Raw genomic sequence first — 21,806 nt, forward strand, 5'->3', positions numbered from 1 at the left:
TCAATCTCAATTCGTCGTCGCGGGCGCGGCGGCTGGCGCCGGCCCGTTATCAATTTCCAAACCGGCCGCTTCGGCCCGCCCCTGGAATCGCAGCAGGCGCTGGAGCGGCGCGGCAATCCTTTGGGCCGCCCCGCGATCGGTCAGCGCGAGGTGAACGACGTTGTCGCGGCCCAATGCCACAGACAGCGTCGCCCGGTCCAGTGGCAAGGCAAGGCCGCGAAGGCCGGTGCCTTCGGCTTCCTCGCCCACGCGCCAGGCCTGATCCAGCTTCCTTGCTCCGTCTTCGCCGGCATCGGCGGCATGGGCCAGCCAGGTGACACGGCCCGAACGGGCATGTTCGGCGATCCGGTCCGAACCCAGCAGCAGGAACCCGGCCTTCAGCTCAAGGCCCAGCCGGTCGGTCAGGGCGCGGACAAGCGCGCGTTCGATGCGGTCGGCAAGGTCATCGGGGATGGCCAGCGGCGCACCCTTGAACGCGCGCGCCAGCGCACCCTTCAGTTTGCCCTTCGCCAGCGCTTTTTCAAGAGTGTCGCGCGAAACGCCGATCCACGCGCCGCGCCCCGGGGCACGCGCGTGGACGTCGGGCAGCACCTCGCCATCCGGCGAGATCGCCAGGCGCACGAGGCTGTCCCGCGCGGCGGCTTCCCCGGAAAGGACGCAAGTCCTTTCCGGTTCGGACCCGGAACTGTCGGAGCCTACTTGGTCATTGCGAGGATTCCGCATCGGCGGCCTCCTCAGGTTCGGCCGCCGGTTCATCGTCGAACCAGTGCGCGCGCGCGGCCATGATGATCTCGTTGCCCTGCTCTTCGCTCAGGCCGTATTCGCCCAGCACGCCGCCCTTGTCCTCGTCGCGGGCGCGGCGATTGACCGTGCCGTCGCGGCGGCGCTGCTCGGTGCGCTTCTTGGCGATCAGCTCGTCGGTGGCAAGGTCGGCCAGATCGTCGAGCGTCTTGATCCCCGCCTTGCCGAGCGTGACCAGCATGGCTTCGGTCAGGTGCGGCAGCTCGGCCAGATCGTCCTCGACGCCCAGCGCGCGGCGTTCCTGCCGGCTCGCTTCCTCGCGCCGTTCCAGCGCTTCGTGGGCGCGGCTCTGGAGTTCCTCGGCCAGTTCCTCGTCGAAGCCCTCGATCGCGGCGAGTTCGCCCAGCTCGATATAGGCGACTTCCTCCAGCTCGCTGAAGCCCTCGGCGACAAGCAGCTGCGACAGCGTCTCGTCGACGTCCAGCTCTTCCTCGAACATCTTCGAACGCTCGGTGAATTCGCGCTGGCGCTTCTCCGAGGATTCCTGCTCGGTCATGATGTCGATCTGCGAGCCGGTGAGCTGGCTGGCGAGACGCACGTTCTGGCCGCGCCGGCCGATGGCGAGCGAAAGCTGGTCGTCGGGCACGACCACTTCGATGCGGCTCTCTTCCTCGTCGATGACGACGCGGCTGACGGTCGCGGGCTGGAGCGCGTTGACCACGAACGTCGCGGTGTCCTCGCTCCAGGGGATGATGTCGATCTTCTCGCCCTGCAGTTCCTGCACCACCGCCTGGACGCGGCTGCCCTTCATGCCGACGCAGGCGCCGACCGGGTCGATCGAATGGTCGTGGCTGATCACGCCGATCTTGGCGCGGCTGCCCGGATCGCGCGCGGCGGCCTTGATCTCGATGATGCCGTCGTAGATCTCAGGCACTTCCTGCGCGAACAGCTTCTTCATGAACTCGGGGTGCGCGCGGCTGAGGAAGATCTGCGGGCCGCGATTCTGCCGCTCCACCTTCAGGATGATCGCGCGGATACGCTCGCCCACGCGGGCGGCCTCGCGCGGGATCTGCTGGTCGCGGCGGATCACGCCCTCGGCACGGCCGAGGTTGACGATGACGTGGCCGAACTCGACCGACTTGATCACGCCGGTGATCACTTCGCCGGCGCGGTCCTTGAATTCCTCGTACTGGCGCTCACGCTCGGCATCGCGGACCTTCTGGAAGATCACTTGCTTGGCCGACTGCGCGTCGATGCGGCCGAGATCGACCGGCGGCAGCGGATCGACGATGAAGTCGCCGATCTTGGCGCCCGGCTGCAGCTTTTCGGCCTGCTTGAGATCGACCTGCTTGAAGTAGTCCTCGACCTCTTCCACCACTTCGACCACGCGCCACAGGCGCAAGTCGCCGGTGCGCGGATCGAGCTTGGCGCGAATGTCGTTCTCCGCGCCGTAGCGGTTGCGGGCCGACTTCTGGATCGCCTCTTCCATCGCCTCGATGACGATCGACTTGTCGATCATCTTCTCCGTCGCGACGGAGTTCGCGATCGCGAGCAGTTCTGCACGGTTGGCGGAAATCGCACTGGCCATGGCTTAGTCTTCCTGTTCCTCAAGAATGTCGTCCGCGCCGTCGACCACTTCGTCTGCGCCGGAAGCGTCGAGCGGGCGGGTGGCGGCGATCAGGCGGTCGGTCAGGACCAGCCTGGCGGAATGGATATCGTCGAGCGGGAACGTGACCCGGCCCGACTTGCGATCATCGAACAGTACCGTCTCACCTTCGAGCCCGGCAAGATCGCCATGCAGCGCCTTGCGGTTGCCGTCGACGGGATTGATCAGGTTGATCTTGGCCTCGTGCCCGGCCCACTGCGCGAAATCGCCAGGACGGGTCAGCGGGCGGTCGATCCCCGGCGAGCTGACCTCCAGGCGATAGGCATCGGCGATCAGCACTTCGCCCTGTTCCTCCAGCGCGTCGATCCGGTCGGACACGCGGTGCGACAGCGCGACGCAATCGTCGAGCAGGAGCTGCCCGGTCTCGGGCCGTTCGGCCATGATCTGCAGCGCCAGCTCATCGTCGCCCACTTCGCTGCGGCCCAGCAGCTTCACGCGCACGAGTGCGAAGCCGAGGGCTTTGACCTCGGGCTCGACGACCTCGATAATGCGCGCGATATCGACCATGCGGGCTCCAGAAACGACCATGCGGCAACGCGGTTTCGGGCCGGCCCCACCGGGCGCCAGCACCAGACCTTGTTGCGACAATGTCGGGATGGAGCGCTAGATATGTCTGTCCAGTGAAAAACGCAAGCAAAAGCGACCGGCGCATGGCGCGATTGTGCCATTATGCGAATTTTTCGGCGAATTTCCCGGGCGGCCACGCGCGGCCGGGCGGAAAGCGATCGTCCAGCGCGACCCGTGGGCTCCGGCGGTGGCCGTCATCCTGCCGCCTCGCCCGGCGAAAGGCGCGATCGCAGCGCGCCGAGCCGCGCGCGCCAGTGCGCGGCCAGCCGGTGCTGGAACAGCATGAGCGCCATGCCGTGCCGGGCCGCGTGGCTGGGCGCAAAGCGATCCCAGCCGCGATGCGCGACGGTGATCCGCGTCTCGTCGCCCAGGGCCTCGAACCGGACATCGACCTCGGTGGCCTCGTCCGGGCCGAAAGCGGCCTGCCGCCAGCTCAGCGCCAGCCGCTCGCCCGGCTGCCAGATGGTGACGCGGCCGATCTCGATGTCCGCGCCGTCGGCCAGCCGCGTCACCAGCCGGCCGCCTTCGCCCGGCTCGAATCGCAGGCATCCGTCGCCGCGCGCGGTCAGGGGGAACAGCGGATTGGCGCGCCACCATGCGCCGATATCGCGCGTGAACGCCTCGAACGCGCGATGCGGCGTCGCGCGCACGCGGATCGAGATGATGACGGCCGAGGTCATTCGGGATCGCGCTCGACATGCGCCTTGAAGGCGGCAAGCTGCGCGCTCCACATCGCCTCGGCGGCTTCCAGCCAGCGCTTCAGCTCGTCCATCGCCTCGTGCCGCAAGGCATAGACCCTGACGCGCGCGTCGCTGGCCGGGTGGCTTTCGGCGACCAGCCCGCCTTGCTTCAGGACGCGCAAGTGCCGGCTCATCGCCGGCGCGGCCAGGCCCAGCGCTTCGGCCAGCTCACCCGCGCGGCGCGGCCGCTCGCCCAGCAATTCGATCGCGCGGCGCCGGTGCGGATCGGCCAGCGCGGCCAGCGTCAGGTCGATGTCGCGCGCGGCGCTCAATCGAGCCGCGACACGGTGGTGAAGCCGCCTTCGGCATCCCATTCGGCGGCGGTCTTGGCCTCCACGGTCACGCCAAAGGTCCAGATGTGCCCTTCGGGGTCTTTGGCGCGATAGGTCCGGTCGCCATAGAACTGCGTCTCGGGCGCCATGACGATCACCGCGCCGGCCTGCCGCGCCCGTTCGCAATGGGCGTCGATATCCTCGCCCGGCGCGAGCTGGACATGGACGGTCTGCGTGTTCTTGCCGCCGATCGACAGCGGGCTCTTGTGATCCTCGCTCCATTCGTTGCCGATCATGACCACCGAATCGCCATGGCCCATTTCCGAATGGCCCAGATTGCCGTCGGCATCGAGCAGCACGAAGATCGGCTCGAAGCCGAAAGCGCGTTCAAGCCAGCGGAACGCGGCCTTGGCATCGCGGTAACAGACGGCGCTCGACAGCCCTTTGGGGCGGCTGGTTTCGGACATGGCATTCTCCTGTACGAATGACGACTCGCGAGGAGAATGTTCACGCATTCGAAAATATTTGTCAATTTATGAAAATAATATCGAGGGTTTGTCGGGGAACGCGCGGAAGAGCGCATTTCGAGGCCGCGCCAGCCCGCTCCTTCACCCGGCGTGCTCCCTCAGCCCGTGCTTCTTCAGGCAATGGCGCAACTGGTCGTAAGTCAGCCCCAGCGCGAGCGCGGCGCGGCGCTGGTTCCAGCGATGCCGCTCCAGCGCATCGGCGATGAGCGACCGCTCATGTGCGTCGACCAGCGCGCGCAAATCGACCACGGTCTCTGGCGCCGGCGGCGCGGCGGGGCGCGGGAGGGCGGTTGCCGGCGGGGGTGCCGGGGCCGGTTCACCGGCCGGCTTCCACGGGCTTTCGAACGGATCGAACACGATCCGCGCGATGGGCTTTTCGGGATAGTCCCAGCGATAGACCGCGCGCTCCACGACATTGCGCAGTTCGCGCACGTTGCCGGGCCAGGGGTAAGTCTCCAGCGCGTCGATCGCCTCGCGCGCGAAGCCGGGCCAGGTATCCCAGCCGATCTCGCTGGACATGCGCCGGCCGTAGTAGTCGGCCAGTTCGAACACATCGCCTTCGCGCGCGCGCAGCGGCGGCAGGGTGATGACTTCGAAGCTCAGCCGATCGAGCAGGTCGGCGCGGAACCTGCCTTCTGCGGCCAGGCGCGGCAGATCGGCGTTGGTCGCCGCGACGATGCGCACGTCCACAGTCACCGGGCGCGAGGCGCCGATCCGCGTGACCTCGCCATATTCGACCGCGCGCAGCAGCCGCTCCTGCGCCGCCATCGACAGCGTGCCTAGCTCATCGAGGAACAGCGTGCCGCGATCGGCTTCCTCGAACCGCCCGGCCCGCGCGCGGGTCGCGCCGGTGAAGGCGCCGGCCTCATGCCCGAACAGCTCGGCCTCGATCAGCGTTTCGGGCAGGGCCGCGCAATTGAGCGTGACCAGCGGCTCGCCCCAGCGCGGCGACAGGTGGTGCAGGCGCTGGGCGATCAGTTCCTTGCCGGTGCCGCGCTCACCGATCACCAGCACCGGGCGGCGCATCGGCGCGGCGCGGCTGGCCCGCTCGACCGCGTCGAGGAAGGCCATCGACTGGCCGACGAATTGCACATCCCGATCCATTCCCAAGAATTAGCGAAATTGCCCGATTATTGGCAATCGAAATTGCACCTGGGATAATCCGCTACCTTGCGAAACATCGTAGTTCCGCCACTCGCGCGGTTTGGCACGCCGCTTGCTGTACGATGAACGCAACCACGAACGCTGAACGCAGCCATTCGATTGAAGCAGACCACGCAAGGGAACCGATGACATGCCTACCCGCGACATCCGCAGCACCGTTCGCAGCAAGTTCGTCCGCAGCAAGCTGGATTGCGCGATCCTCGCCAGCGTTCTGGCGATGGGGACGCTGAACCTTCTGGTCATGACCGACCAGCTTGGCGCGACCAAGGCCCATGCCGCCGCGCCGGCCTGCGGGGTGAAGCTGGCATGAGCAGGCTCGACGCGGAGATCGAAATCCTTCAGCATGATCCCGCCCCCGCTTTCGCGGGCGAAGGCCCGGCCCGGACGACTTCCCGCGCGCGTTCGAACTATGCCGGCCCCGCCCACGTCAGCCCCCGCCTCATTGCCCCCGCCTACATAAAAGGAACCAGCAGGATGGGTATCTTTTCACGGACGCGCGACATCATCGCCGCCAATTTCAACGATATGCTCGACAAGGCCGAAGACCCGGCCAAGATGATCCGGCTCATCATCCTGGAAATGGAAGAGACGCTGGTCGAAGTGCGCACCAGCAGCGCGCGCACGATCGCCGACCAGAAGGAAATGCGCCGCCATGTCGCCAAGCTCGACAAGCTGCAGGCCGACTGGGGCGAAAAGGCCCAACTCGCGCTCAGCAAGGACCGCGAGGATCTGGCCCGCGCCGCGCTGGTGGAAAAGAAGAAGGCGGCCGACATGGCCGGGCAGCTTTCCGCCGAGATCGCCGTGCTCGACGATGCGCTGCGCGCTTACGAGCAGGATATCGAGAAGCTGCAGAGCCGCCTGCGCGAAGCCCGCGCCCGCCAGTCGTCGATCGCCGCGCGCCTGCAAAGCGCCGAGAACCGCGTCAAGCTGCGCACGCTGCTGTCCAGCGAGCGGGTGGACGAGGCGATGGTGCGCTTCGACCAGCTCGAACGCCGGGTCGATTACGCCGAGGGCCGTGCCGACGCGCTGAGCCTGGGCGACGATCGCCGCCAGCCGACACTGTCGGAAGAGATCGCCGCGCTGGCCGATGGCGACAAGATCGAAGCCGAGCTTGCCCGCATGAAGCAGGCGATGTCCGGCCAGCAGCCCGCCGCGAAAGCCGGCGACGGTGAAGGCGCCGCCGACTAGGCGATCCCGCCCGCGATGCCGGCGTCACCGTCCCGGTGCGCCGGCCCGCGAAATGCGGTATAAGCCGGGACAGAACACGCCCCCACGCGAACCAAGGGAAGGGAAAACCAGTGTCACGCGGACAATTCTATCTCGACAAGGCCAATGCCAAGATGTTCGGGGTCTGCTCGGGAATCGCCGACTATACCGGCGTCGATGCGATCTGGGTCAGAGTCACGGCCGTGCTCCTGACGCTGTTCGTCTCGTTCATCACGATCCCGATCTACATCGCCACCGCCATCATCGCCGACAGCAAGCCCACCTACCTCTACAGCGATGCCGAGGAAGAACGCCTGCTGCGCAAGATGCGCCGGCGCGCCGCGCGCTCGGGCCGGGTCCATTCGGACCTGTCCGACATCGACCGGCGGATCGCCGATATCGAACGGCACTATTCGACCAGCAACTCGCGCCTCGCGGCGGAGATCGACAGCCTGCGCTGAGCGACGGGCGGCACTTCTAGGGGACAGACCGATGTTCGATTTTGCCTTGCTCATCCCGATCCTCGCGCTGTCGATCCCGATCCTGGTGATCTGGACGCGCCACCAGCGCAGCATGGCGGAGATCCAGCTCAAGGTGACGGCGGAAAAGGCGGCGCAATACGCCACCAGCAACGCCGAGCTGGAAGAGCGCCTGCGCGTGCTGGAACGGATCATCACCGATGGCGGCTTCGACACCGCGCTGCAGATCGAGGCGCTGCGCGACGCGCGCCAGGTCGAGGCGCAGCGCGCGAGCGAGCGCGCCGCCGCGCGCGACGCGGCGGTCAACTGAGGAAGACGGGCGATGTCACTGGATTACACCACCGTGGATCTGCTCGCCCCGGTCATCGTCATGGTGTCGGCGATCGGCGTCTGCGGATGGATTCTCAACAACTGGATGCGGATGCGCCACGGCTATCCGCTGGAGAATTCGTGGGGCAAGGCGATCTATCCCAAGCGCGATGACGAGGCGCAGGGCCGCATCCAGCTTCTGACCCAGGAGAACGCGCAGCTTCGCGCCGAGATGGGCTCGGTCAAGGATCGCCTTGCCGTGGTGGAGCGGATCGTGACCGACCAGGGCTTTGATGTCGCCCGCCAGATCGAGGCGCTGCGCGTCTCGGGGCGCGACGGCAAGACAAACTGAGGAGCAGCGCATGGATTGGGGCGGGCCGGCGTTCATCATCGCCATCATCGTCACCTGCACGGCCGGCTGGCTGATCAACAACTGGATCAGGGCGCGGCACGGCTATGCGCTGGAAGACGAGTGGGGCGGCAAGACCGAGCGGGCCGACGTGGCCGCCACGGCCGAGCTGCGCCGCGAAAGCGATCTGCTGAAGCAGCGGCTGGCCGCGCTGGAAAGCCGCGCTGCCACGCTGGAGGCGATCATCACCGACAGGGGTTTCGACGTCGCCCACCAGATCGAAGCGCTGCGCGAGCCCCGCAACGAGGTTATCAGGCAATGAGTTTCTGGAGCGCAGTCGTCCTTCTTTTCCTGATCGGCAGCATCACCTGGCTGCGCGCTCAGAAGTATCGCGCCAAGGGCGATCGAATCGAACCCGCGTTCCTGTCGGGCGACGCGGAGCTGGAACGCGAGGTGCAGGAACTGCGCAAGCGCGTCGCGGTGCTGGAACGCATCGCCACCGACGAGAAGAAGGAAGCCGATCTGGCCCGCCAGATCGAGGCCCTGCGCGACTGATCCAGGGACGCGCCGCGCTGCTTCCGGCCGGGCGGCGGGAACCCCCCATTCCCGCCGCCCGCAAGGGCGGTCTGGCCGGTTCAGGGCAGCCTTGAGCGCAGCTCGTCCAGCCACACCGCCGCCGAGGCATCGGACGGCGCGCGCCAGTCGCCCCGCGGGCTGAGCGCGCCGCCGGTCGAAACCTTGGGCCCGTTGGGGATGGCCGAGCGCTTGAACTGGCTGAAGGCGAAGAAGCGCTGCAGGAACTTCTCCAGCCAGGATGCGATGACCGGCAGGTCATAGGCGTTCTTGCGCGCTTCGGGAAAGCCGGCGGGCCATGCCCCGCGCGCCGCATCGCCCCAGGCATGAAGCGCGAGGAAGGCCACTTTCGAAGGCTTCTGTCCGAAGCGCATCACATGGTGCAGGAAGAAGTCGTTCAGCTCGTAAGGGCCGATCTTGCTTTCGGTGCTCTGGATCTCGCCGTCCGCGCCCGCCGGCACCAGCTCGGGCGAGATCTCGGTATCGAGGATCGCCAGCAGCACGTCGTCGGTATGCGCGTCGAACTGGTCGGTCGTGGTGCACCAGCGGATCAGGTACTGGATCAGCGTCTTGGGCACGCCCGAATTGACCGCGTAGTGGCTCATCTGGTCGCCCACGCCATAGGTGCACCAGCCCAGCGCCAGCTCGGACAAGTCGCCCGTGCCGATCACGAAGCCGCCGTGCTGGCTGGCGAGGCGGAACAGGTAATCGGTGCGCAATCCCGCCTGCACATTCTCGAACGTGGTGTCATAGACCGGCTCGCCCCCGGCGAAGGGATGGCCGATATCCTCCAGCATCCGGGTGGAGGCGGGGCGGATGTCGATCTCGCCGGCGGTGATGCCCAGCGCCCGCATCAGCTTCCAGGCGTTCGACCTGGTGCCCTCGCTGGTGCCGAAGCCGGGCATGGTATAGCCGCGGATGGTCGATCGCGGCAGGCCGAGCCGGTCGCAGCACTTGGCCGCGACGATCAGCGCGTGCGTCGAATCGAGGCCGCCCGACACGCCGATCACCATGCACCGGGCGCCGGTCGATTCAAGCCGGCGCATCAGCCCGTCGACCTGGATGTTGAACGCCTCGTAGCAATCGGCATCGAGCTTCCAGGCGCGATCGGGCACGAAGGGGAAGCGGCCGACCGGGCGGATCAGGCCGATGTCGCCCGGCGCCGGATCGTGGACGAAGGCGATGGTGCGGAAGCTATCCTCGGGACGGTCGGCGGCTTCGGCCGCGTCGGCGAAGGTGGGCAGGCGCATCCGTTCGGCGACGATCCGCTCGCAATCGATGTCGGCGATGCACAGCTCGGGGTGGAGCGAGAACCGCTCCGATTCGGCAAGCAGGTCGCCCAGTTCGTAGATCACGCCCTGCCCGTCCCAGGCAAGGTCGGTGGTGCTTTCGCCGTGGCCGGCGGCCGAATAGACATAGGCCGCCGCCGCCCGCGCCGATTGCGCCCGGCACAGCATGTGCCGCTCGTCCGACTTGCCGATGACGATGTTGGAGGCCGAAAGGTTGCACAGGATCGTCGCCCCGGCGAGGGCGCCCAGCGAGGAAGGCGGTGTCGCGGCCCAGAAATCCTCGCACAGCTCGACGAAGAAGCGGAAGTGCTCCAGCCTGTCCGACGCGAAGACCAGATCGGTGCCGAACGGCACGTCCTGGCCGTTCACCCGGATCGTCAGGCCGCGCAGGTTCTTGCCCGGCGCGAACCAGCGCTTTTCGTAGAACTCGCGGTAATTGGGCAAGTAGCTCTTGGGCACGACGCCCAGCAGCTTGCCGCCCGCGATCGCCAGCGCGCAGTTATAGAGCCGCCCCTTGCGGCGCAGCGCCGCGCCGACCAGCAGCACCGGCGAAAGACCGGCGCTGGCCGTGACGATATCCGCCACCGCCGCTTCCACCGCCGCGATCATCGCGCCTTGCAGGTGCAGGTCGTCGATCGCATAGGAGGACAGGCACAGCTCGGGATAGACCAGCAGATCGACGTGCCGCTCATGCGCGCGCCGCGCTTCTTCCAGCACCGCGTCGCGATTGAACGCGACATCGGCGGTGCGGACCTTGGGCGTCGAGGTGGCGACGCGCACGAAGCCGTGGCCATGCATGGCATGGAAGGGATGGGCCGGGTTGTCGCTCAACGCAGTGGGTTCCTTTGCCGCTGTTGCGCCGCCCCTACAGGAACGCGGCGCGGAGACAATCTACGGTGATCTTCCGTTTCCGTCGCCCCGCCCCTAAATGCCACCTCATGCGAGACCTCGACGATATCCGTGAAGAGTACGAATTCCTCGATGGCGATGAACGCTATCGCCTGCTGATCGAGCTGGGGCGTGAGCTTGATCCCATGCCCGACGCGCTCAAGACCGACGCCACCAAAGTGCGCGGCTGCTCGGCCAGCGTCTGGGTCTATCCCACCACGGCGGACGATGGCACGCTGCATTTCCTGGCCGACAGCAACGCGGCGATCACCAAGGGCATCGTCGCGCTGGTGCTGGCGGCGGTGCAGGACAGGCCGGCCGGCGAAGTGGCCGCCACCGATATCGCTGCCGCGCTCGCCCCGTTCGACCTGAAGAACCAGCTCTCCTCGAACCGCACGCAAGGCGTGCCCAACATGATCGCGCTGATACGGGAAACGGCCGCGCGCTATGCGGCGGATTAGCCGCCCGGTCTGGCTTGGCGCGGGCATCCTGGCCTTCGCCCTGGGCACTATCGGCATCTTCCTGCCGGTGATGCCCACCGTGGTGTTCTACCTGATCGCCGCCTGGTGCTTTTCGCGCAGCCATCCCGAATGGGCCGACCGGCTGCACGCGCATCCGCGCTATGGCCCGCACCTTGTCGCCTGGCGCGATCGGCGGGCGATCAGCCGCAAGGGCAAGGTCTCGGCCGTGCTGGCGATGAGCGCCAGCGTCCCGTTCACCGGGCTGACCCTGGGCTGGCCCTGGGTGCTGATCCCGATCGGCGTGCTGGCGATCCTCGGCCCCTGGATCTGGACGCGCGCGGAGTGATCCGCGCCCGTCAGGCGGCGGCTCGCCGCCGGCAACCGGCCAAGCTCAATGCAGCGAGCGGATGCGGGCCCCTTCCGCTTCCCCTTCCGCGCGCTGGGGCAGGAACAGCATCAGCAGCCCGATCGCGGCCAGAAGCGCGGCCGACGCCAGCGGCCGGCTGAGCGAAAGGCCGCCATCGGCCAGCGGCTTGTCGAGGAAGTCACCCACGGTCGCGCCCAGCGGCCGCGTGAGGATGAACGCGCTCCAGAACAGGAACACGCGGTTCACGCGGGTCAGCAGGTAAAGTGCCGCCAGCACTGCCAGCGCCAGCGCGAACAGCGTCGCGCCCTTTCGCGGCATCGTCATGAGACAGGCGCATGGGCGGTGGTCTCCTTGCGGGGTGGGACGGCTTGTGCCGCCGGTCCGGTAAAGACTCCGCCGCGTGGCCCTATCCGCAGTTTGCCGGAAGCGGCGGCGGTTCAGTCCTCCACCGCCTCGCGCAGCACCGCGATGCCGGTCTTGCGCTGTCGGCGCAGCTCGCGCTTCAGCACGGCCGGGTCGCGCGCGATCACGAAGCCGAAGCTGACGCCCCCTTCCTTGCCGATCGTCGCATGGTGCAGCTTGTGCGCCTGCACCAGCCGCCGGGCATAGCCGCGCCGGGGCACCCAGCAGAAATAGCGCTGGTGCACCAGGCCATCGTGGATCAGCGTATAGATCACGCCATAGACCAGCACGCCCAGCCCGATCCACGTGCCCGGCTCCCACGCCCGCGCGCCCATCACCAGCGGCGATCCAAGCGCGAACATCGCGATGCTCATCGCCGCGCCGACCAGCGCATAGCGGTCGTTCTTCTCCAGCAGCTTGTCGTGCGGCTCGTGATGATCGCGGTGCCAGCCCCAGCCGAAGCCGTGCATCACGTACTTGTGGCTGCTCCAGGCGACGAATTCCATCGCGGCAACGGTGGCGAGCACGATCAGCGTGGCGGAAAGCGCGGACATGGCGCCTGTCTACTCCCCCCGAAGCGAAATGTCAGCGGCCATGGCGCGGGCGATCCCGCGACACTCTCTTACAATTGCACACGATCGTGCGACGCCTCATTTTTCGGGCGTTCATCTGCGCAGGCCTAGTTCTGGGGGCGCGGACAGACCCCCGCGATCAGAACCAAGGATACCCCCCAATGCCCCAGTTCACCGTGAAATCGCTCACCCGGATCGTCGCTCCCGCGCTTGTCGCCGCGCTGGGCCTTGGCGCGGCCATGCCCGCCACCGCTTTCGCCGCCGACCGTCACACGCCGGTGCGCAACGCCGCGATCCGCACCGACATCAACGACCTCAACCGCGATATCGACCGGGCTGCCGCGCGCCGCACGATTTCCGCCCGCGAGGCCGCCAGCCTGAAGCGCGACGCCAGCCAGGTGCGCTACCTCTATGGCCAGTATTCGCGCAATGGCCTGACCGTCGCCGAAACCCGCACGTTGCAGGCCCGGGTGGATCGCATCCACATCGCGCTGCGCGCCGAACGCCGGGATCGTGACGGCCACCGCGGCTGATCGCGCTGGCGTGATCCCGCCCACGGGCGCGCGGGTGCCGCTTGAAATGCGGCGCCCGCGCGCCTAATCGCGCCTGCATGACCACGACCGCGCGCACGCTCTACCAGAAGATCTGGGATGCCCATGTTGTCGACAGGCGCGACGATGGAACCTGCCTTGTCTATATCGACCGTCACCTCGTCCACGAAGTGACCAGCCCGCAGGCGTTCGAGGGGCTGCGCGCCGCCGGCCGCAAGGTGCGCCGGCCCGATCTGACGCTGGCCGTGCCCGATCACAACCTGCCCACCACCGCGCGCCGCGATGCCCAGGGCCATCCGCTGCCCATCGCCGACCCGGAAAGCGCCAACCAGCTCGCCACGCTCAAGGCCAACGCGCCCGCCTTCGGCATCCGCTATATCGACGCGACCGATGCCGAGCAGGGCATCGTCCATGTCGTCGGGCCCGAGCAGGGCTTCTCGCTGCCCGGCGCGACGATCGTGTGCGGCGATAGCCACACCGCCTGCCATGGTGGCGTGGGCGCGCTGGCCTTCGGCATCGGCACCACCGAGGTCGAGCATGTGCTGGCGACGCAGACGCTACTGCTCAAGCAATCGAAGACGATGGAAGTGCGGGTCGAGGGCAAGCTCGGCGCGGGCGTGACGGCCAAGGACGTGATCCTCCATGTGATCGGCGTGATCGGCACGGCCGGCGGCACTGGCCACGTCATCGAATATCGCGGCAACGTGTTCGAGGAGATGTCGGTCGAAGGGCGCCTGACCGTCTGCAACATGTCGATCGAAGGCGGCGCGCGCGCCGGCCTGGTCGCGGCGGACGAGAAGACTTTCGCCTACCTCAAGGGCCGGCCCTACACCCCCACCGGCGAGGACTGGGACAAGGCCGTCGCCTGGTGGAAGAGCCTGGCGACCGATCCCGGCGCCACGTTCGACAAGTCGGTCGCGATCCGCGCCGAGGATATCCAGCCGACCGTGACCTGGGGCACCAGCCCCGAGGATACCTCGGCGATTGGCGGCGTGGTCCCCGCGCCCGAGGATTTCGCCGACGCGTCCAAGCGCGACGCGGTGAAAGTCAGCCTCGATTACATGGGCCTCACGCCGGGCACCCGGCTGACCGACGTGGAAGTGCAGAACGTCTTCATCGGATCGTGCACCAACAGCCGGATCGAGGATATCCGCGCCGCCGCCGAGGTGCTGAAGGGCCGCAGGAAGGCGGACAACGTCAAGTGGGCGATCGTCGTGCCCGGATCGGGTCTGGTCAAGCAGCAGGCCGAGGCCGAGGGGCTGGACCGGATCATCGTCGATGCCGGGCTCGAATGGCGCGAGCCGGGTTGCTCGGCCTGCCTCGCCATGAACCCCGACAAGGTTCCGGCGGGCGAGCGCTGCGCCTCGACCAGCAACCGCAATTTCACCGGACGGCAGGGCCCCGGAAGCCGCACCCACCTGATGTCCCCGGCGATGGCGGCCGCCGCCGCCGTGACCGGCCGGCTCACGGACGTGCGCGAACTGGTGGGATAGCGTGGACTCCGGGTTGAAGGCGTCGTTCGATGCGATCGTCGACGGCCGCACCCGGATCGTCATCCTCGGCAGCCTGCCCGGAGAAGCGTCGCTGGCGCGCCAGCAATATTACGCCAGGCCCACCAACCAGTTCTGGCGCCTGATCGGCGGCGTGATCGAACGCGATCTGGTGGCGCTCGATTACGAGCGCCGGCTGGCCGCCTTGCGCGCGGCGGGCATCGGCTTGTGGGACGTGATCGGCACGGCCCGGCGAACCGGCAGCAGCGACAGCGCCATTCGCGATCACACCGCGCGCGATCTCCAGTCCTTCGCGGCCGGACTGGACAGCTTGCGGGCGCTGGCGTTCAACGGCGCCAAGGCGGCGGCGATCGGCCGTCGCCAGCTTGCCCACGGCGATGCACTCTTTCTGCTCGATCTTCCGTCAAGCAGCGCCGCCTATTGCGCCGTCAGCTTCGCGCAAAAGCTGGAGCAATGGCTCAGGATCAGGGATTTCCTGAACTGACCGGCGTGCACCGGGCCAATATTGCCCGATCGTGACGAATGCATTCTTCTCCAACCCAGGCCGCGAAGACTGCCTTTGCCGGGGGCTATTCCACTGTGTGCCTCTTGCAACCCCGCCGCTCCATGGACATAGGAATCGCATGTCAGACGAATCCGAAAACTCCGGCATCGCCGGAAAGGTCGCCATGGCCGCTGGTGCCGCGATCGGCTCTGCCGCAATCGCCGCCGCGGTGCTCTGGGTGAAGCGCCGCCGGGACAAGACGCCCGACGCGCCGCCGCCGCATCCGCAAGACGCGCCCGAGACCGATTGATGGTGCCGATCAGCCATGTCGCCGGCCGCGCCATTCCGTTCGGCCGCAAGAATGTCGATACCGATGTCGTCATTCCCGCGCACTGGCTGAAGACGGTGACGCGCGAAGGACTGGGGCGCGGCGCGTTCGAGGCGGTGAAGCAGGAGCCGGGCAACGTCTTTGCCGATCCGCAATACGCCGGGGCGCCGATCCTTATCGCCGGAGACAATTTCGGCTGCGGTTCCAGTCGCGAGCACGCGGCCTGGGCCTTGCTCGACATGGGCGTGACGTGCGTGATCGCGCCCAGCTTTTCCGATATCTTCTCGGGCAATGCGTTCAAGAACGGCATCCTCACCGTCGCGCTGCCGCAGGAGCAGGTCGACCGGCTGCTGGACGTGGCCAGGACCGATCCCATCGATATCGACCTTGATACCCAGATGGTGACGACGCCGTTCCAGGACCGTTTCGCTTTCGAGATCGACCCGTTCCGCAAGCACTGCCTGCTCAACGGGCTCGACGAAGTCGGGCTGACGCTGGCGCAGGCCGACGCGATCGGCGCGCACGAGGCGAGGGCACGCAGCGAATTGCCGTTTCTGGCCCGAACGCCCGCGACTGTCGATTGAGCGCGAAAAATCGCCAAATACGGTGTTGTACGCGCGGTCCCATCGCCCTATCGCGGTGCGCTGATGTCCACCTCGGGGGAGACCGATGACCAGTTTCGAAGACCGCGAGCGGGCCGAAGAGGCCAAGTTCGCATTTGACGCCGAGATGCAGTTCCGCATCCAGGCCCGCCGCAACCGTCTGCTGGGCGAATGGGCGGCGCGGCGCATGGCGCTCTCCCCGGCCGAAGCCGAAGCCTATGCCAAGGCGGTGGTCCAGGCCGATTTCGAGGAAGCTGGCGACGAGGACGTGATCCGCAAGCTGCTGGGCGATCTTATCTCGGCCGGCGTGGATATCGACGAGGCCGAAGTGCGCGGCGCGCTGGACGCCAAGCAGATCGAAGCCCGCCGCGCGCTGCTCGGCGAAGTCTGAGCGGCGGGGGAACGCGCCATGGCCATGCCCGCCGCCGAGATCGAGACGCTCATCCGCGCCGCGCTGCCCGATGCGGCCGTGACGATCACCGATCTTGCCGGCGACGGTGATCATTATGCCGCGCACGTGATTTCGGCGGAATTCCGGGGGAAAAGCCGCGTCGCGCAGCACAAGCTGGTTTATGAGGCGCTGGGCGGCCGCATGGGCGGAGAGCTTCACGCCTTGCAACTGACCACCGCGGTTCCCAACTGAGCCACTGAACGTTCAAGAGGTTTTCCGCGCCATGTCCGACGTCAGCCACCGCATCGGCGAGATTGTAAATTCCAACGACATCGTCCTGTTCATGAAGGGCACGCCGTTGTTCCCGCAATGCGGCTTTTCCAGCCGCGCGGTCGCGATCCTGGATCATCTGGGCGTCGCCTACGAAAGCGTAGACGTGCTGCAGGACATGGAGATCCGGCAAGGCATCAAGGCTTTTTCCGAATGGCCGACGATCCCGCAGCTCTACGTCAAGGGTGAGTTCGTGGGCGGCAGCGACATCATGATGGAGATGTTCGAGGCTGGCGAGCTGGCCCAGCTCATGGCCGAGGCCGGCGTCGCCAGGGCGAGCTGAGCCGCGAAGGCTACCCTTCGGGACTGGGCAATTACGCGACCCGGGCAGGCTCACCTGCCCGGGTCGCCTGCATTCGGGCGATCGGTTCAGGCGATCGTCGGCAGGATGCCGCCTTCGGCGCGGATCGCGGCGCCATTGGTCACGGCGGCCAGCGGGCTGGCCAGATAAGCCACCATCGTCGCGATCTCGTCCGCCTCGATCAGCCGGCGGATCAGCGAGAGCGGGCGCATCCTGGTGAAGAATTCGCGCTCGCGCTCGGCCTCGGGCGCGTCCTTGTTGTCCACCACCGATCGGATGAAATCGACGATCCCTTCGGAACGCGTCGGCCCCGGCAGCACCGAATTGACCGTGACCCCGGTGCCGCGCGTCTGGTCCGCCATGCCGCGCGCCACGGCGAGCTGTGCCGTCTTGGTCATGCCGTAATGCACCATCTCGCCTGGCGTCAGCAGGCCGCTCTCGCTGGAGATGAAGATTACCCGGCCCCAGTCGCGCGCCAGCATCTGCGGGAAATAGTGGCGCGACAGGCGAATGCCGCTGAGCACGTTCACTTCGAAAAAGCGCAGCCAGTCGGCATCAGTGATCTCGGCGAAGGGCTTGGCTTCATAGATGCCCAGGTTGTTGACCAGGATATCGACCTGGGGAACGGCGGCGATCAGCGCGTCGGCGCCTTCGGCCGTGGCGGGATCGGCCAGCACCGGGCGCACCGTGCCCAGCAAGGCGACTTCGGCGGCGGCGGCGTCCAGCTTGTCCCGGCTGCGCCCGGCGATGGCGACATCGACGCCTTCGCGCGCCAGCGTCCGGGCGATGGCCAGGCCGATCCCGGCGGTCGATCCGGTGACGAGCGCGGTCTTTCCTGCAAGCTTCAGGTCCATGCGAATGCTTCCTTCCAATGCGAAAACGATGATTGCGCAGATAGGCGGATGCGGCATTGTTGATTAGAATGCGTGTCTGAATTTCAGAAGTGCATGAAAATCATGGATAGGCGGGCATGGACAACCGCTTCGGCGATATCGAGATTTTCCTGTCGGTCGCGCGCGCGGGCAGCTTCGCCGCCGCCGCCAAGGCGTTGCGGCTCACGCCCTCGGCGGTCAGCCGCGCCATCGGGCGGCTGGAACGCCGGCTGGGCGTGGTGCTGCTGCGCCGCACGACGCGCGCGCTGGCGCTGACCGCCGAGGGCGAGGTCTATCGTGAGCGCATGTCGGCGCTGCTGGCCGATGTCGAGGACGTCGAGGCGGGGCTGGGCGCCGACCGCGAAGGGCCGCGCGGGCGGTTGCGGATCAATGCCTCGGTCCCGTTCGGAACGCATTTCCTGCTGCCGATCCTGCCGCGCTTCACGGCCCGTTATCCCGACGTGACGCTGGAATTGACCTTGTCCGACACGGTGATCGACGTGATCGAGGAACGGGCCGATATCGCCATCCGCATCGGCCCGCTGCGCGACACGCGCTTGCGGGCCAAGAAGCTGGGGCACAGCGCCATGGTCGTGGTGGCCAGCCCGGCCTATCTGGCCGCGCGGGGCACGCCGCGCCTTCCCGCCGAACTGGACCGGCACGATTGCCTGCGCTTCAGCTTCCGCCGGGCGATCGACAACTGGCCGTTCCGCGAAGGCGCCGCGATTGTTCATCGCCCGGTCGCGGGGCCGTTCCTGGGCAATTCGGGCGAAGTGGTGCGCCTTATGGCGCTGGCGGGCGGCGGCATCGCGCGGCTGGCGCGCATCCATGTCGCCGCCGATCTCGCGGCCGGCGCGCTGGTCGAGATCCTGGCCGATTGCAATCCTGGCGATGGCGAGAACATCCACGCGCTCTATTCGCCGCAGGACCGGCTGGCCGCGCGCGTGCGCGCCTTCCTCGATTTTCTCGACGGCAATCTGCACCTGCCGTGAAGGCGGCTGGGCCGCCCGCCTGCTTCGCACCGGCGATTTTGGGGGGAGATTCTCGGGGAGGCGGGGCCGGGAGACTGGTTCGGCCCCGCCTCTGTCGAGACTACTTGGGGGTACGACCAGAGATAAGCATGTCCCGTGCCATATGCAACAAAGCCTCTGAATTACGTGGATTTCCATCTCCGCCGTCCGTGCTCTGGCCGCCCCGGTGTAAAGCGCACCGACATCCTCCGACGGATCATGCCTATGGTTTTTCCCTTGCCTGCGGCCAGGCCGCGCGCGACACAGCCGCATGAGCGATTATCCCCCCCACGGCCCGATGCCCGCCGATGGGCCGAAAGTGGTTCCGGCCGCGACTGTCGTCATCTTCCGCCGGAGCCGTGATGGCGGGCCGCCCGAACTGCTGATGGTGCAGCGCGCCGAGGAAATGCGCTTTGCCGGCGGCGCGGCGGTGTTTCCCGGCGGCCGGGTCGATCCGGCCGACCGTGAACTGGCGGCGCGGATACTGCCCGATGAAGACCCCGAAGTGGCCGCCGCGCGCATTGCCGGGATTCGCGAGACGCTTGAGGAAACCGGGCTGATGATCGCCACGTCCGCGCCGGTTTCCGCGCAAGACGCGGCGGCGGCGCGAGCCATGCTGCTGGAAGTGGGCGCGCTGGCCCCGGTGCTGGATCGCTTCGGCTGGGATCTCGATCCCCGGCGGCTGGTACTGTTCGCGCATTGGTGCCCGCCGCACGACAAGGCGTTCGACACGCGCTTCTTCGTCACGGACCTGGGCACCGGCGCGGTCGACGTCACGATCGATGCCACGGAAAACACGCGGCTGTTCTGGGCCAGTGCCGCGCGCGCGCTCGAACTGGCGGACGCGGGCGAGATCAGCGTGATCTTCCCGACGCGCCGCAATCTCGACCGGCTGGCGCTGTTCGGCAGCTTCGACGAGGCGCTGGCGCAGATCGCCCGCCATCCGGTGCGGCGCATCCACGCCAATCCCGAGCCCCGTGATGGCGAGGACTGGCTGATGATCCCCGATGGGCACGGCTACCCGGTGCTCGGGCAGCCGATGCGCACGGTCAGGCGGGGCTGAGCACTTCCGGCGTCCGCCGGGCGGCAAGCAGCGCGAGCACGACCGCAAGGCCCAGGAACGAGATCATGGCGAGGATCGGCACGACATAGTCGCCATGCAGGCGCACCGCCGTGCCGGTGCCGATCACGCCGACGATCATCACCGGCAGCGAGGCGGTGGCGGCCAGGCCGAACGCGCGGCTGAAGCTGGCCTGGCCGAAGCAATCGGCCACGGCCTTGCTCAGCGCGGGAACCGTGCCGGCACCGTGCAGGCCGATCAGCCCGATCAGCACGACAAGGCCCGGATAAGGCAGCCCCAGCAGGAACATGGCCCAGAGCACGGCGCCATCGAACGCGATCAGCGCGATCGTCAGCACGCCGCCGATCCGGTCGGAAACCCAGCCGAACAGGACGAAGCCGGCGATGCCGACGAAGGACATGATCGATGCCAGCAAGGCGCCGTCGCCCCGGCTGAAGCCCCAGCTTTCGGCCATCGAGACCAGGTGCACGCCCAGCAGAACCGAGCTGGTGTTCGGCGCGGCCACCGCCAGCGCAAGCATCCAGAACCGGCTGCTCATGACCAGCTGGCCCACGCTCATGCCGCCGACCGGCACCTTGGGCTGGTCCTCGGCGGCGGGCTGGTCCACGTAGTTCGGCGGGTATTCCACGATCAGCAGCGCCGCCGGGATCAGGATGATCGCGGCGAAGGCAGCCAGCGCGAAGAAGGTCATCTGCAGGCCGTAGTGCTCGATCAGCCAGTTGGCCGCGACCGGCATGATCGCGATCACCACCGACATGTGCGCGATGCCGATGACAAGGCCGCGATTGCGGTTGAACCAGCGCGTGATCAGCGTGGGCGGCAGCACCGAGCCGCCGATCGCCATCGACGGGCCGAGGAACAGGCCATAGGCGATCAGGTAGAGCGGAAAGCTCGCGGTGAGGCCCATGATCAGCCAGCCGGCGGCCAGCGCGATCGCCGCGCCGAGCAGCAGCACCTTGAGCGAATAGCGCGCGGCCAGCACACCCGCGACCGAAGCCAGCACGGCCGAGCCGACGATCACCATCGGCGCGCCGATCGAGGCCAGTTCCAGGCTGACGTTGAGCCGTTCCATCATCGGCTTCAGCAGGACGCCGGTGGTGCCGAAGATGGAGCCGACGATCACGTTGTGGGCCAGGAAGGCGATGACGCCCATCCGCACCGAAAGCGGGTGGTTGGGGGCGTCGCCCGCGGAACTTGCGATTGGTGCTGCCAAGGCTTTCTCTCTCCCTCGACCGTTCAGGCGGCCGTATACATTGCCCGGTGAGTGATACTCACCGGCCGGGACTTGGCCAGCACTTTTTTGCGCGATGCGACCGGTTGCCGGCGGGCGGGAACCGCCGCCGTTTCCCTGGCCGCAGGATCACCGCGCCGCGCGGGCCGGCCCGGAAACGAGACAGGCTTGTTTTTCGGTCAGCGCCGGGCGATGTCCACCGGCTCCCCCGCCGAATGGCGCAGGGCGATGTGATCGACGATGGGCTCGTAAAGCGGCTGGTCGAACTCGATGCCGGCCCGGTCGCCCGAGATCCAGCGCACCACGCCGGTCAGCCCCTCAAGCCCGGTGGGGCGGATCACCACCCGCGCGCCGACCCGCAGCAGCAGCGCGCGGGTCGCGATGCAGCAGCCTTCGCGCGAGATGTCGGATATCTCGCCCGAATCGCGCAGCCCGCTCTGGGTGCGGCATTGCGCGGCCAGGACGACCGGCTTGCGCTCCGCGCGGCGGGGACGGATTTCGCGAGACATGGCGGGAGTATCGCCAAAAACAGTTAATTTGTT

32 protein-coding genes are annotated in these 21,806 nt (G+C 67.5%); 19 read left to right on the top strand and 13 right to left on the bottom strand.

The genetic code is table 11. From position 1 onward, the window contains the following. Positions 1–6 precede the first annotated feature (6 nt). The 7 genes from PYV00_RS15310 to pspF all read right to left on the bottom strand — a co-directional run bounded on the left by PYV00_RS15310 (position 7) and on the right by pspF (position 5,617). Positions 7–723, bottom strand: coding sequence for a DUF448 domain-containing protein (locus PYV00_RS15310; RefSeq protein WP_275229174.1), 717 nt, complete (start codon positions 721–723; stop codon positions 7–9). Next, a complete protein-coding gene (nusA, locus tag PYV00_RS15315; RefSeq protein WP_275229175.1) occupies positions 704–2,329 on the bottom strand; it encodes a transcription termination factor NusA in 1,626 nt (541 codons plus the stop codon). The genes PYV00_RS15310 and nusA overlap by 20 nt, the downstream gene beginning before the upstream one ends. Positions 2,330–2,332: 3 nt before the next feature. Further along, a complete protein-coding gene (gene rimP / locus PYV00_RS15320) occupies positions 2,333–2,914 on the bottom strand; it encodes a ribosome maturation protein RimP (protein WP_275229176.1) in 582 nt (193 codons plus the stop codon). Positions 2,915–3,168: 254 nt separating this feature from the next. Then, entirely contained in the window at positions 3,169–3,654 is a 486-nt protein-coding gene (locus PYV00_RS15325; protein WP_275229177.1) for an SRPBCC domain-containing protein, read from the bottom strand. Beyond that, positions 3,651–3,986 carry an ArsR/SmtB family transcription factor gene (locus PYV00_RS15330; protein WP_275229178.1) on the bottom strand — a complete coding sequence of 112 codons (336 nt, stop codon included), beginning with the start codon at positions 3,984–3,986 and terminating at the stop codon, positions 3,651–3,653. Before PYV00_RS15330 ends, PYV00_RS15325 begins: the two co-directional genes overlap by 4 nt. Then, positions 3,983–4,453, bottom strand: a complete 471-nt coding sequence (locus tag PYV00_RS15335; RefSeq protein ID WP_275229179.1) for a VOC family protein — start codon at positions 4,451–4,453, stop codon at positions 3,983–3,985. Before PYV00_RS15335 ends, PYV00_RS15330 begins: the two co-directional genes overlap by 4 nt. 141 nt (positions 4,454–4,594) lie before the next feature. Continuing rightward, positions 4,595–5,617, bottom strand: coding sequence for a phage shock protein operon transcriptional activator (gene pspF, locus PYV00_RS15340; RefSeq protein WP_275229180.1), 1,023 nt, complete (start codon positions 5,615–5,617; stop codon positions 4,595–4,597). Between the two features lie 190 nt (positions 5,618–5,807). Between pspF and PYV00_RS15345 the strand changes: the two genes are divergently transcribed. From PYV00_RS15345 to PYV00_RS15375, 7 genes are all read left to right on the top strand, one after another. Next, positions 5,808–5,987 (top strand): hypothetical protein, encoded by a 180-nt coding sequence (locus PYV00_RS15345; RefSeq protein ID WP_275229181.1) that lies wholly within the window; start codon positions 5,808–5,810, stop codon positions 5,985–5,987. After that, complete coding sequence (pspA, locus tag PYV00_RS15350; protein ID WP_275229182.1) at positions 5,984–6,865, top strand: phage shock protein PspA; 882 nt, start codon at positions 5,984–5,986, stop codon at positions 6,863–6,865. Before PYV00_RS15345 ends, pspA begins: the two co-directional genes overlap by 4 nt. A 110-nt stretch (positions 6,866–6,975) precedes the next feature. Further along, positions 6,976–7,344, top strand: a complete 369-nt coding sequence (locus PYV00_RS15355) for a PspC domain-containing protein (protein ID WP_275229183.1) — start codon at positions 6,976–6,978, stop codon at positions 7,342–7,344. A gap of 31 nt (positions 7,345–7,375) precedes the next feature. Further along, positions 7,376–7,672 carry a hypothetical protein gene (locus tag PYV00_RS15360; protein WP_275229184.1) on the top strand — a complete coding sequence of 99 codons (297 nt, stop codon included), beginning with the start codon at positions 7,376–7,378 and terminating at the stop codon, positions 7,670–7,672. A 12-nt stretch (positions 7,673–7,684) separates the two neighbouring features. Next, positions 7,685–8,023, top strand: coding sequence for a hypothetical protein (locus tag PYV00_RS15365; protein WP_275229185.1), 339 nt, complete (start codon positions 7,685–7,687; stop codon positions 8,021–8,023). A gap of 10 nt (positions 8,024–8,033) precedes the next feature. Beyond that, a complete protein-coding gene (locus PYV00_RS15370) occupies positions 8,034–8,342 on the top strand; it encodes a hypothetical protein (protein WP_275229186.1) in 309 nt (102 codons plus the stop codon). Then, positions 8,339–8,575 (top strand): hypothetical protein, encoded by a 237-nt coding sequence (locus PYV00_RS15375; protein WP_275229187.1) that lies wholly within the window; start codon positions 8,339–8,341, stop codon positions 8,573–8,575. The genes PYV00_RS15370 and PYV00_RS15375 overlap by 4 nt, the downstream gene beginning before the upstream one ends. Before the next feature lie 80 nt (positions 8,576–8,655). Here the strand turns inward: PYV00_RS15375 and PYV00_RS15380 are convergent, their stop codons facing one another. Further along, positions 8,656–10,680 carry an NAD(+) synthase gene (locus PYV00_RS15380; protein WP_428981650.1) on the bottom strand — a complete coding sequence of 675 codons (2,025 nt, stop codon included), beginning with the start codon at positions 10,678–10,680 and terminating at the stop codon, positions 8,656–8,658. 140 nt (positions 10,681–10,820) lie between these two features. On the opposite strand from PYV00_RS15380, the gene PYV00_RS15385 reads away from it, so the two are divergent. After that, positions 10,821–11,231 (top strand): SufE family protein, encoded by a 411-nt coding sequence (locus tag PYV00_RS15385; protein WP_275229189.1) that lies wholly within the window; start codon positions 10,821–10,823, stop codon positions 11,229–11,231. Next, positions 11,218–11,577 carry a YbaN family protein gene (locus PYV00_RS15390; RefSeq protein WP_275229190.1) on the top strand — a complete coding sequence of 120 codons (360 nt, stop codon included), beginning with the start codon at positions 11,218–11,220 and terminating at the stop codon, positions 11,575–11,577. Before PYV00_RS15385 ends, PYV00_RS15390 begins: the two co-directional genes overlap by 14 nt. Before the next feature lie 45 nt (positions 11,578–11,622). Here the strand turns inward: PYV00_RS15390 and PYV00_RS15395 are convergent, their stop codons facing one another. Beyond that, a complete protein-coding gene (locus PYV00_RS15395) occupies positions 11,623–11,922 on the bottom strand; it encodes a hypothetical protein (RefSeq protein WP_428981645.1) in 300 nt (99 codons plus the stop codon). A gap of 113 nt (positions 11,923–12,035) precedes the next feature. Further along, positions 12,036–12,554, bottom strand: coding sequence for a sterol desaturase family protein (locus PYV00_RS15400; protein WP_275229191.1), 519 nt, complete (start codon positions 12,552–12,554; stop codon positions 12,036–12,038). 179 nt (positions 12,555–12,733) lie between these two features. On the opposite strand from PYV00_RS15400, the gene PYV00_RS15405 reads away from it, so the two are divergent. From PYV00_RS15405 to grxD, 8 genes are all read left to right on the top strand, one after another. Next, positions 12,734–13,105: a hypothetical protein gene (locus PYV00_RS15405; protein ID WP_275229192.1), complete on the top strand. Its 372-nt coding sequence runs from the start codon at positions 12,734–12,736 to the stop codon at positions 13,103–13,105. A gap of 77 nt (positions 13,106–13,182) precedes the next feature. Next, on the top strand, positions 13,183–14,616 hold the full coding sequence (gene leuC, locus PYV00_RS15410) for a 3-isopropylmalate dehydratase large subunit (protein ID WP_275229193.1): 1,434 nt from the start codon (positions 13,183–13,185) through the stop codon (positions 14,614–14,616). A 13-nt stretch (positions 14,617–14,629) separates the two neighbouring features. Next, a complete protein-coding gene (locus tag PYV00_RS15415) occupies positions 14,630–15,118 on the top strand; it encodes a DNA-deoxyinosine glycosylase (protein ID WP_275229194.1) in 489 nt (162 codons plus the stop codon). A gap of 139 nt (positions 15,119–15,257) precedes the next feature. Then, positions 15,258–15,428, top strand: coding sequence for a hypothetical protein (locus PYV00_RS15420; protein WP_275229195.1), 171 nt, complete (start codon positions 15,258–15,260; stop codon positions 15,426–15,428). After that, positions 15,428–16,030, top strand: a complete 603-nt coding sequence (gene leuD / locus PYV00_RS15425) for a 3-isopropylmalate dehydratase small subunit (RefSeq protein ID WP_275229196.1) — start codon at positions 15,428–15,430, stop codon at positions 16,028–16,030. Before PYV00_RS15420 ends, leuD begins: the two co-directional genes overlap by 1 nt. 85 nt (positions 16,031–16,115) lie before the next feature. Beyond that, complete coding sequence (locus tag PYV00_RS15430; RefSeq protein ID WP_275229197.1) at positions 16,116–16,439, top strand: DUF1476 domain-containing protein; 324 nt, start codon at positions 16,116–16,118, stop codon at positions 16,437–16,439. Between the two features lie 18 nt (positions 16,440–16,457). Next, positions 16,458–16,691, top strand: coding sequence for a BolA family protein (locus PYV00_RS15435; RefSeq protein WP_275229198.1), 234 nt, complete (start codon positions 16,458–16,460; stop codon positions 16,689–16,691). A gap of 31 nt (positions 16,692–16,722) precedes the next feature. Further along, complete coding sequence (grxD, locus tag PYV00_RS15440) at positions 16,723–17,052, top strand: Grx4 family monothiol glutaredoxin (protein WP_275229199.1); 330 nt, start codon at positions 16,723–16,725, stop codon at positions 17,050–17,052. 86 nt (positions 17,053–17,138) lie between these two features. Here the strand turns inward: grxD and PYV00_RS15445 are convergent, their stop codons facing one another. Next, positions 17,139–17,924: an SDR family NAD(P)-dependent oxidoreductase gene (locus PYV00_RS15445; RefSeq protein WP_275229200.1), complete on the bottom strand. Its 786-nt coding sequence runs from the start codon at positions 17,922–17,924 to the stop codon at positions 17,139–17,141. Between the two features lie 116 nt (positions 17,925–18,040). On the opposite strand from PYV00_RS15445, the gene PYV00_RS15450 reads away from it, so the two are divergent. Further along, a complete protein-coding gene (locus tag PYV00_RS15450; protein ID WP_275229201.1) occupies positions 18,041–18,934 on the top strand; it encodes a LysR family transcriptional regulator in 894 nt (297 codons plus the stop codon). Positions 18,935–19,223: 289 nt separating this feature from the next. Then, positions 19,224–20,015, top strand: a complete 792-nt coding sequence (locus PYV00_RS15455; protein WP_275229202.1) for an NUDIX hydrolase — start codon at positions 19,224–19,226, stop codon at positions 20,013–20,015. Here the strand turns inward: PYV00_RS15455 and PYV00_RS15460 are convergent. Together PYV00_RS15460 and PYV00_RS15465 are read right to left on the bottom strand one after the other, a co-directional pair. After that, positions 20,002–21,246, bottom strand: a complete 1,245-nt coding sequence (locus tag PYV00_RS15460) for an MFS transporter (protein ID WP_275229203.1) — start codon at positions 21,244–21,246, stop codon at positions 20,002–20,004. The two genes, PYV00_RS15455 and PYV00_RS15460, sit on opposite strands and share 14 nt — an antisense overlap. Before the next feature lie 197 nt (positions 21,247–21,443). Further along, complete coding sequence (locus PYV00_RS15465) at positions 21,444–21,773, bottom strand: PilZ domain-containing protein (RefSeq protein WP_275229204.1); 330 nt, start codon at positions 21,771–21,773, stop codon at positions 21,444–21,446. Between the last annotated feature and the right edge of the window lie 33 nt (positions 21,774–21,806).

Source organism: Novosphingobium album (ex Liu et al. 2023) (genome assembly GCF_029076845.1).
Lineage (GTDB): Bacteria > Pseudomonadota > Alphaproteobacteria > Sphingomonadales > Sphingomonadaceae > Novosphingobium.

Excerpts from the sequence above, each read along its gene's own strand:
- PYV00_RS15310 (WP_275229174.1), bottom strand. The coding sequence starts at position 723 with ATGCGGAATCCTCGCAATGACCAAGTAGGCTCCGACAGTTCCGGGTCC.
- nusA (WP_275229175.1), bottom strand. The coding sequence starts at position 2,329 with ATGGCCAGTGCGATTTCCGCCAACCGTGCAGAACTGCTCGCGATCGCG.
- rimP (WP_275229176.1), bottom strand. The coding sequence starts at position 2,914 with ATGGTCGATATCGCGCGCATTATCGAGGTCGTCGAGCCCGAGGTCAAA.
- PYV00_RS15325 (WP_275229177.1), bottom strand. The coding sequence starts at position 3,654 with ATGACCTCGGCCGTCATCATCTCGATCCGCGTGCGCGCGACGCCGCAT.
- PYV00_RS15335 (WP_275229179.1), bottom strand. The coding sequence starts at position 4,453 with ATGTCCGAAACCAGCCGCCCCAAAGGGCTGTCGAGCGCCGTCTGTTAC.
- pspF (WP_275229180.1), bottom strand. The coding sequence starts at position 5,617 with ATGGATCGGGATGTGCAATTCGTCGGCCAGTCGATGGCCTTCCTCGAC.
- PYV00_RS15345 (WP_275229181.1), top strand. The coding sequence starts at position 5,808 with ATGCCTACCCGCGACATCCGCAGCACCGTTCGCAGCAAGTTCGTCCGC.
- pspA (WP_275229182.1), top strand. The coding sequence starts at position 5,984 with ATGAGCAGGCTCGACGCGGAGATCGAAATCCTTCAGCATGATCCCGCC.
- PYV00_RS15360 (WP_275229184.1), top strand. The coding sequence starts at position 7,376 with ATGTTCGATTTTGCCTTGCTCATCCCGATCCTCGCGCTGTCGATCCCG.
- PYV00_RS15365 (WP_275229185.1), top strand. The coding sequence starts at position 7,685 with ATGTCACTGGATTACACCACCGTGGATCTGCTCGCCCCGGTCATCGTC.
- PYV00_RS15370 (WP_275229186.1), top strand. The coding sequence starts at position 8,034 with ATGGATTGGGGCGGGCCGGCGTTCATCATCGCCATCATCGTCACCTGC.
- PYV00_RS15375 (WP_275229187.1), top strand. The coding sequence starts at position 8,339 with ATGAGTTTCTGGAGCGCAGTCGTCCTTCTTTTCCTGATCGGCAGCATC.
- PYV00_RS15380 (WP_428981650.1), bottom strand. The coding sequence starts at position 10,680 with ATGCATGGCCACGGCTTCGTGCGCGTCGCCACCTCGACGCCCAAGGTC.
- PYV00_RS15385 (WP_275229189.1), top strand. The coding sequence starts at position 10,821 with ATGCGAGACCTCGACGATATCCGTGAAGAGTACGAATTCCTCGATGGC.
- PYV00_RS15390 (WP_275229190.1), top strand. The coding sequence starts at position 11,218 with ATGCGGCGGATTAGCCGCCCGGTCTGGCTTGGCGCGGGCATCCTGGCC.
- PYV00_RS15395 (WP_428981645.1), bottom strand. The coding sequence starts at position 11,922 with ATGACGATGCCGCGAAAGGGCGCGACGCTGTTCGCGCTGGCGCTGGCA.
- PYV00_RS15400 (WP_275229191.1), bottom strand. The coding sequence starts at position 12,554 with ATGTCCGCGCTTTCCGCCACGCTGATCGTGCTCGCCACCGTTGCCGCG.
- PYV00_RS15405 (WP_275229192.1), top strand. The coding sequence starts at position 12,734 with ATGCCCCAGTTCACCGTGAAATCGCTCACCCGGATCGTCGCTCCCGCG.
- leuC (WP_275229193.1), top strand. The coding sequence starts at position 13,183 with ATGACCACGACCGCGCGCACGCTCTACCAGAAGATCTGGGATGCCCAT.
- PYV00_RS15420 (WP_275229195.1), top strand. The coding sequence starts at position 15,258 with ATGTCAGACGAATCCGAAAACTCCGGCATCGCCGGAAAGGTCGCCATG.
- leuD (WP_275229196.1), top strand. The coding sequence starts at position 15,428 with ATGGTGCCGATCAGCCATGTCGCCGGCCGCGCCATTCCGTTCGGCCGC.
- PYV00_RS15430 (WP_275229197.1), top strand. The coding sequence starts at position 16,116 with ATGACCAGTTTCGAAGACCGCGAGCGGGCCGAAGAGGCCAAGTTCGCA.
- PYV00_RS15435 (WP_275229198.1), top strand. The coding sequence starts at position 16,458 with ATGGCCATGCCCGCCGCCGAGATCGAGACGCTCATCCGCGCCGCGCTG.
- grxD (WP_275229199.1), top strand. The coding sequence starts at position 16,723 with ATGTCCGACGTCAGCCACCGCATCGGCGAGATTGTAAATTCCAACGAC.
- PYV00_RS15445 (WP_275229200.1), bottom strand. The coding sequence starts at position 17,924 with ATGGACCTGAAGCTTGCAGGAAAGACCGCGCTCGTCACCGGATCGACC.
- PYV00_RS15450 (WP_275229201.1), top strand. The coding sequence starts at position 18,041 with ATGGACAACCGCTTCGGCGATATCGAGATTTTCCTGTCGGTCGCGCGC.
- PYV00_RS15455 (WP_275229202.1), top strand. The coding sequence starts at position 19,224 with ATGAGCGATTATCCCCCCCACGGCCCGATGCCCGCCGATGGGCCGAAA.
- PYV00_RS15465 (WP_275229204.1), bottom strand. The coding sequence starts at position 21,773 with ATGTCTCGCGAAATCCGTCCCCGCCGCGCGGAGCGCAAGCCGGTCGTC.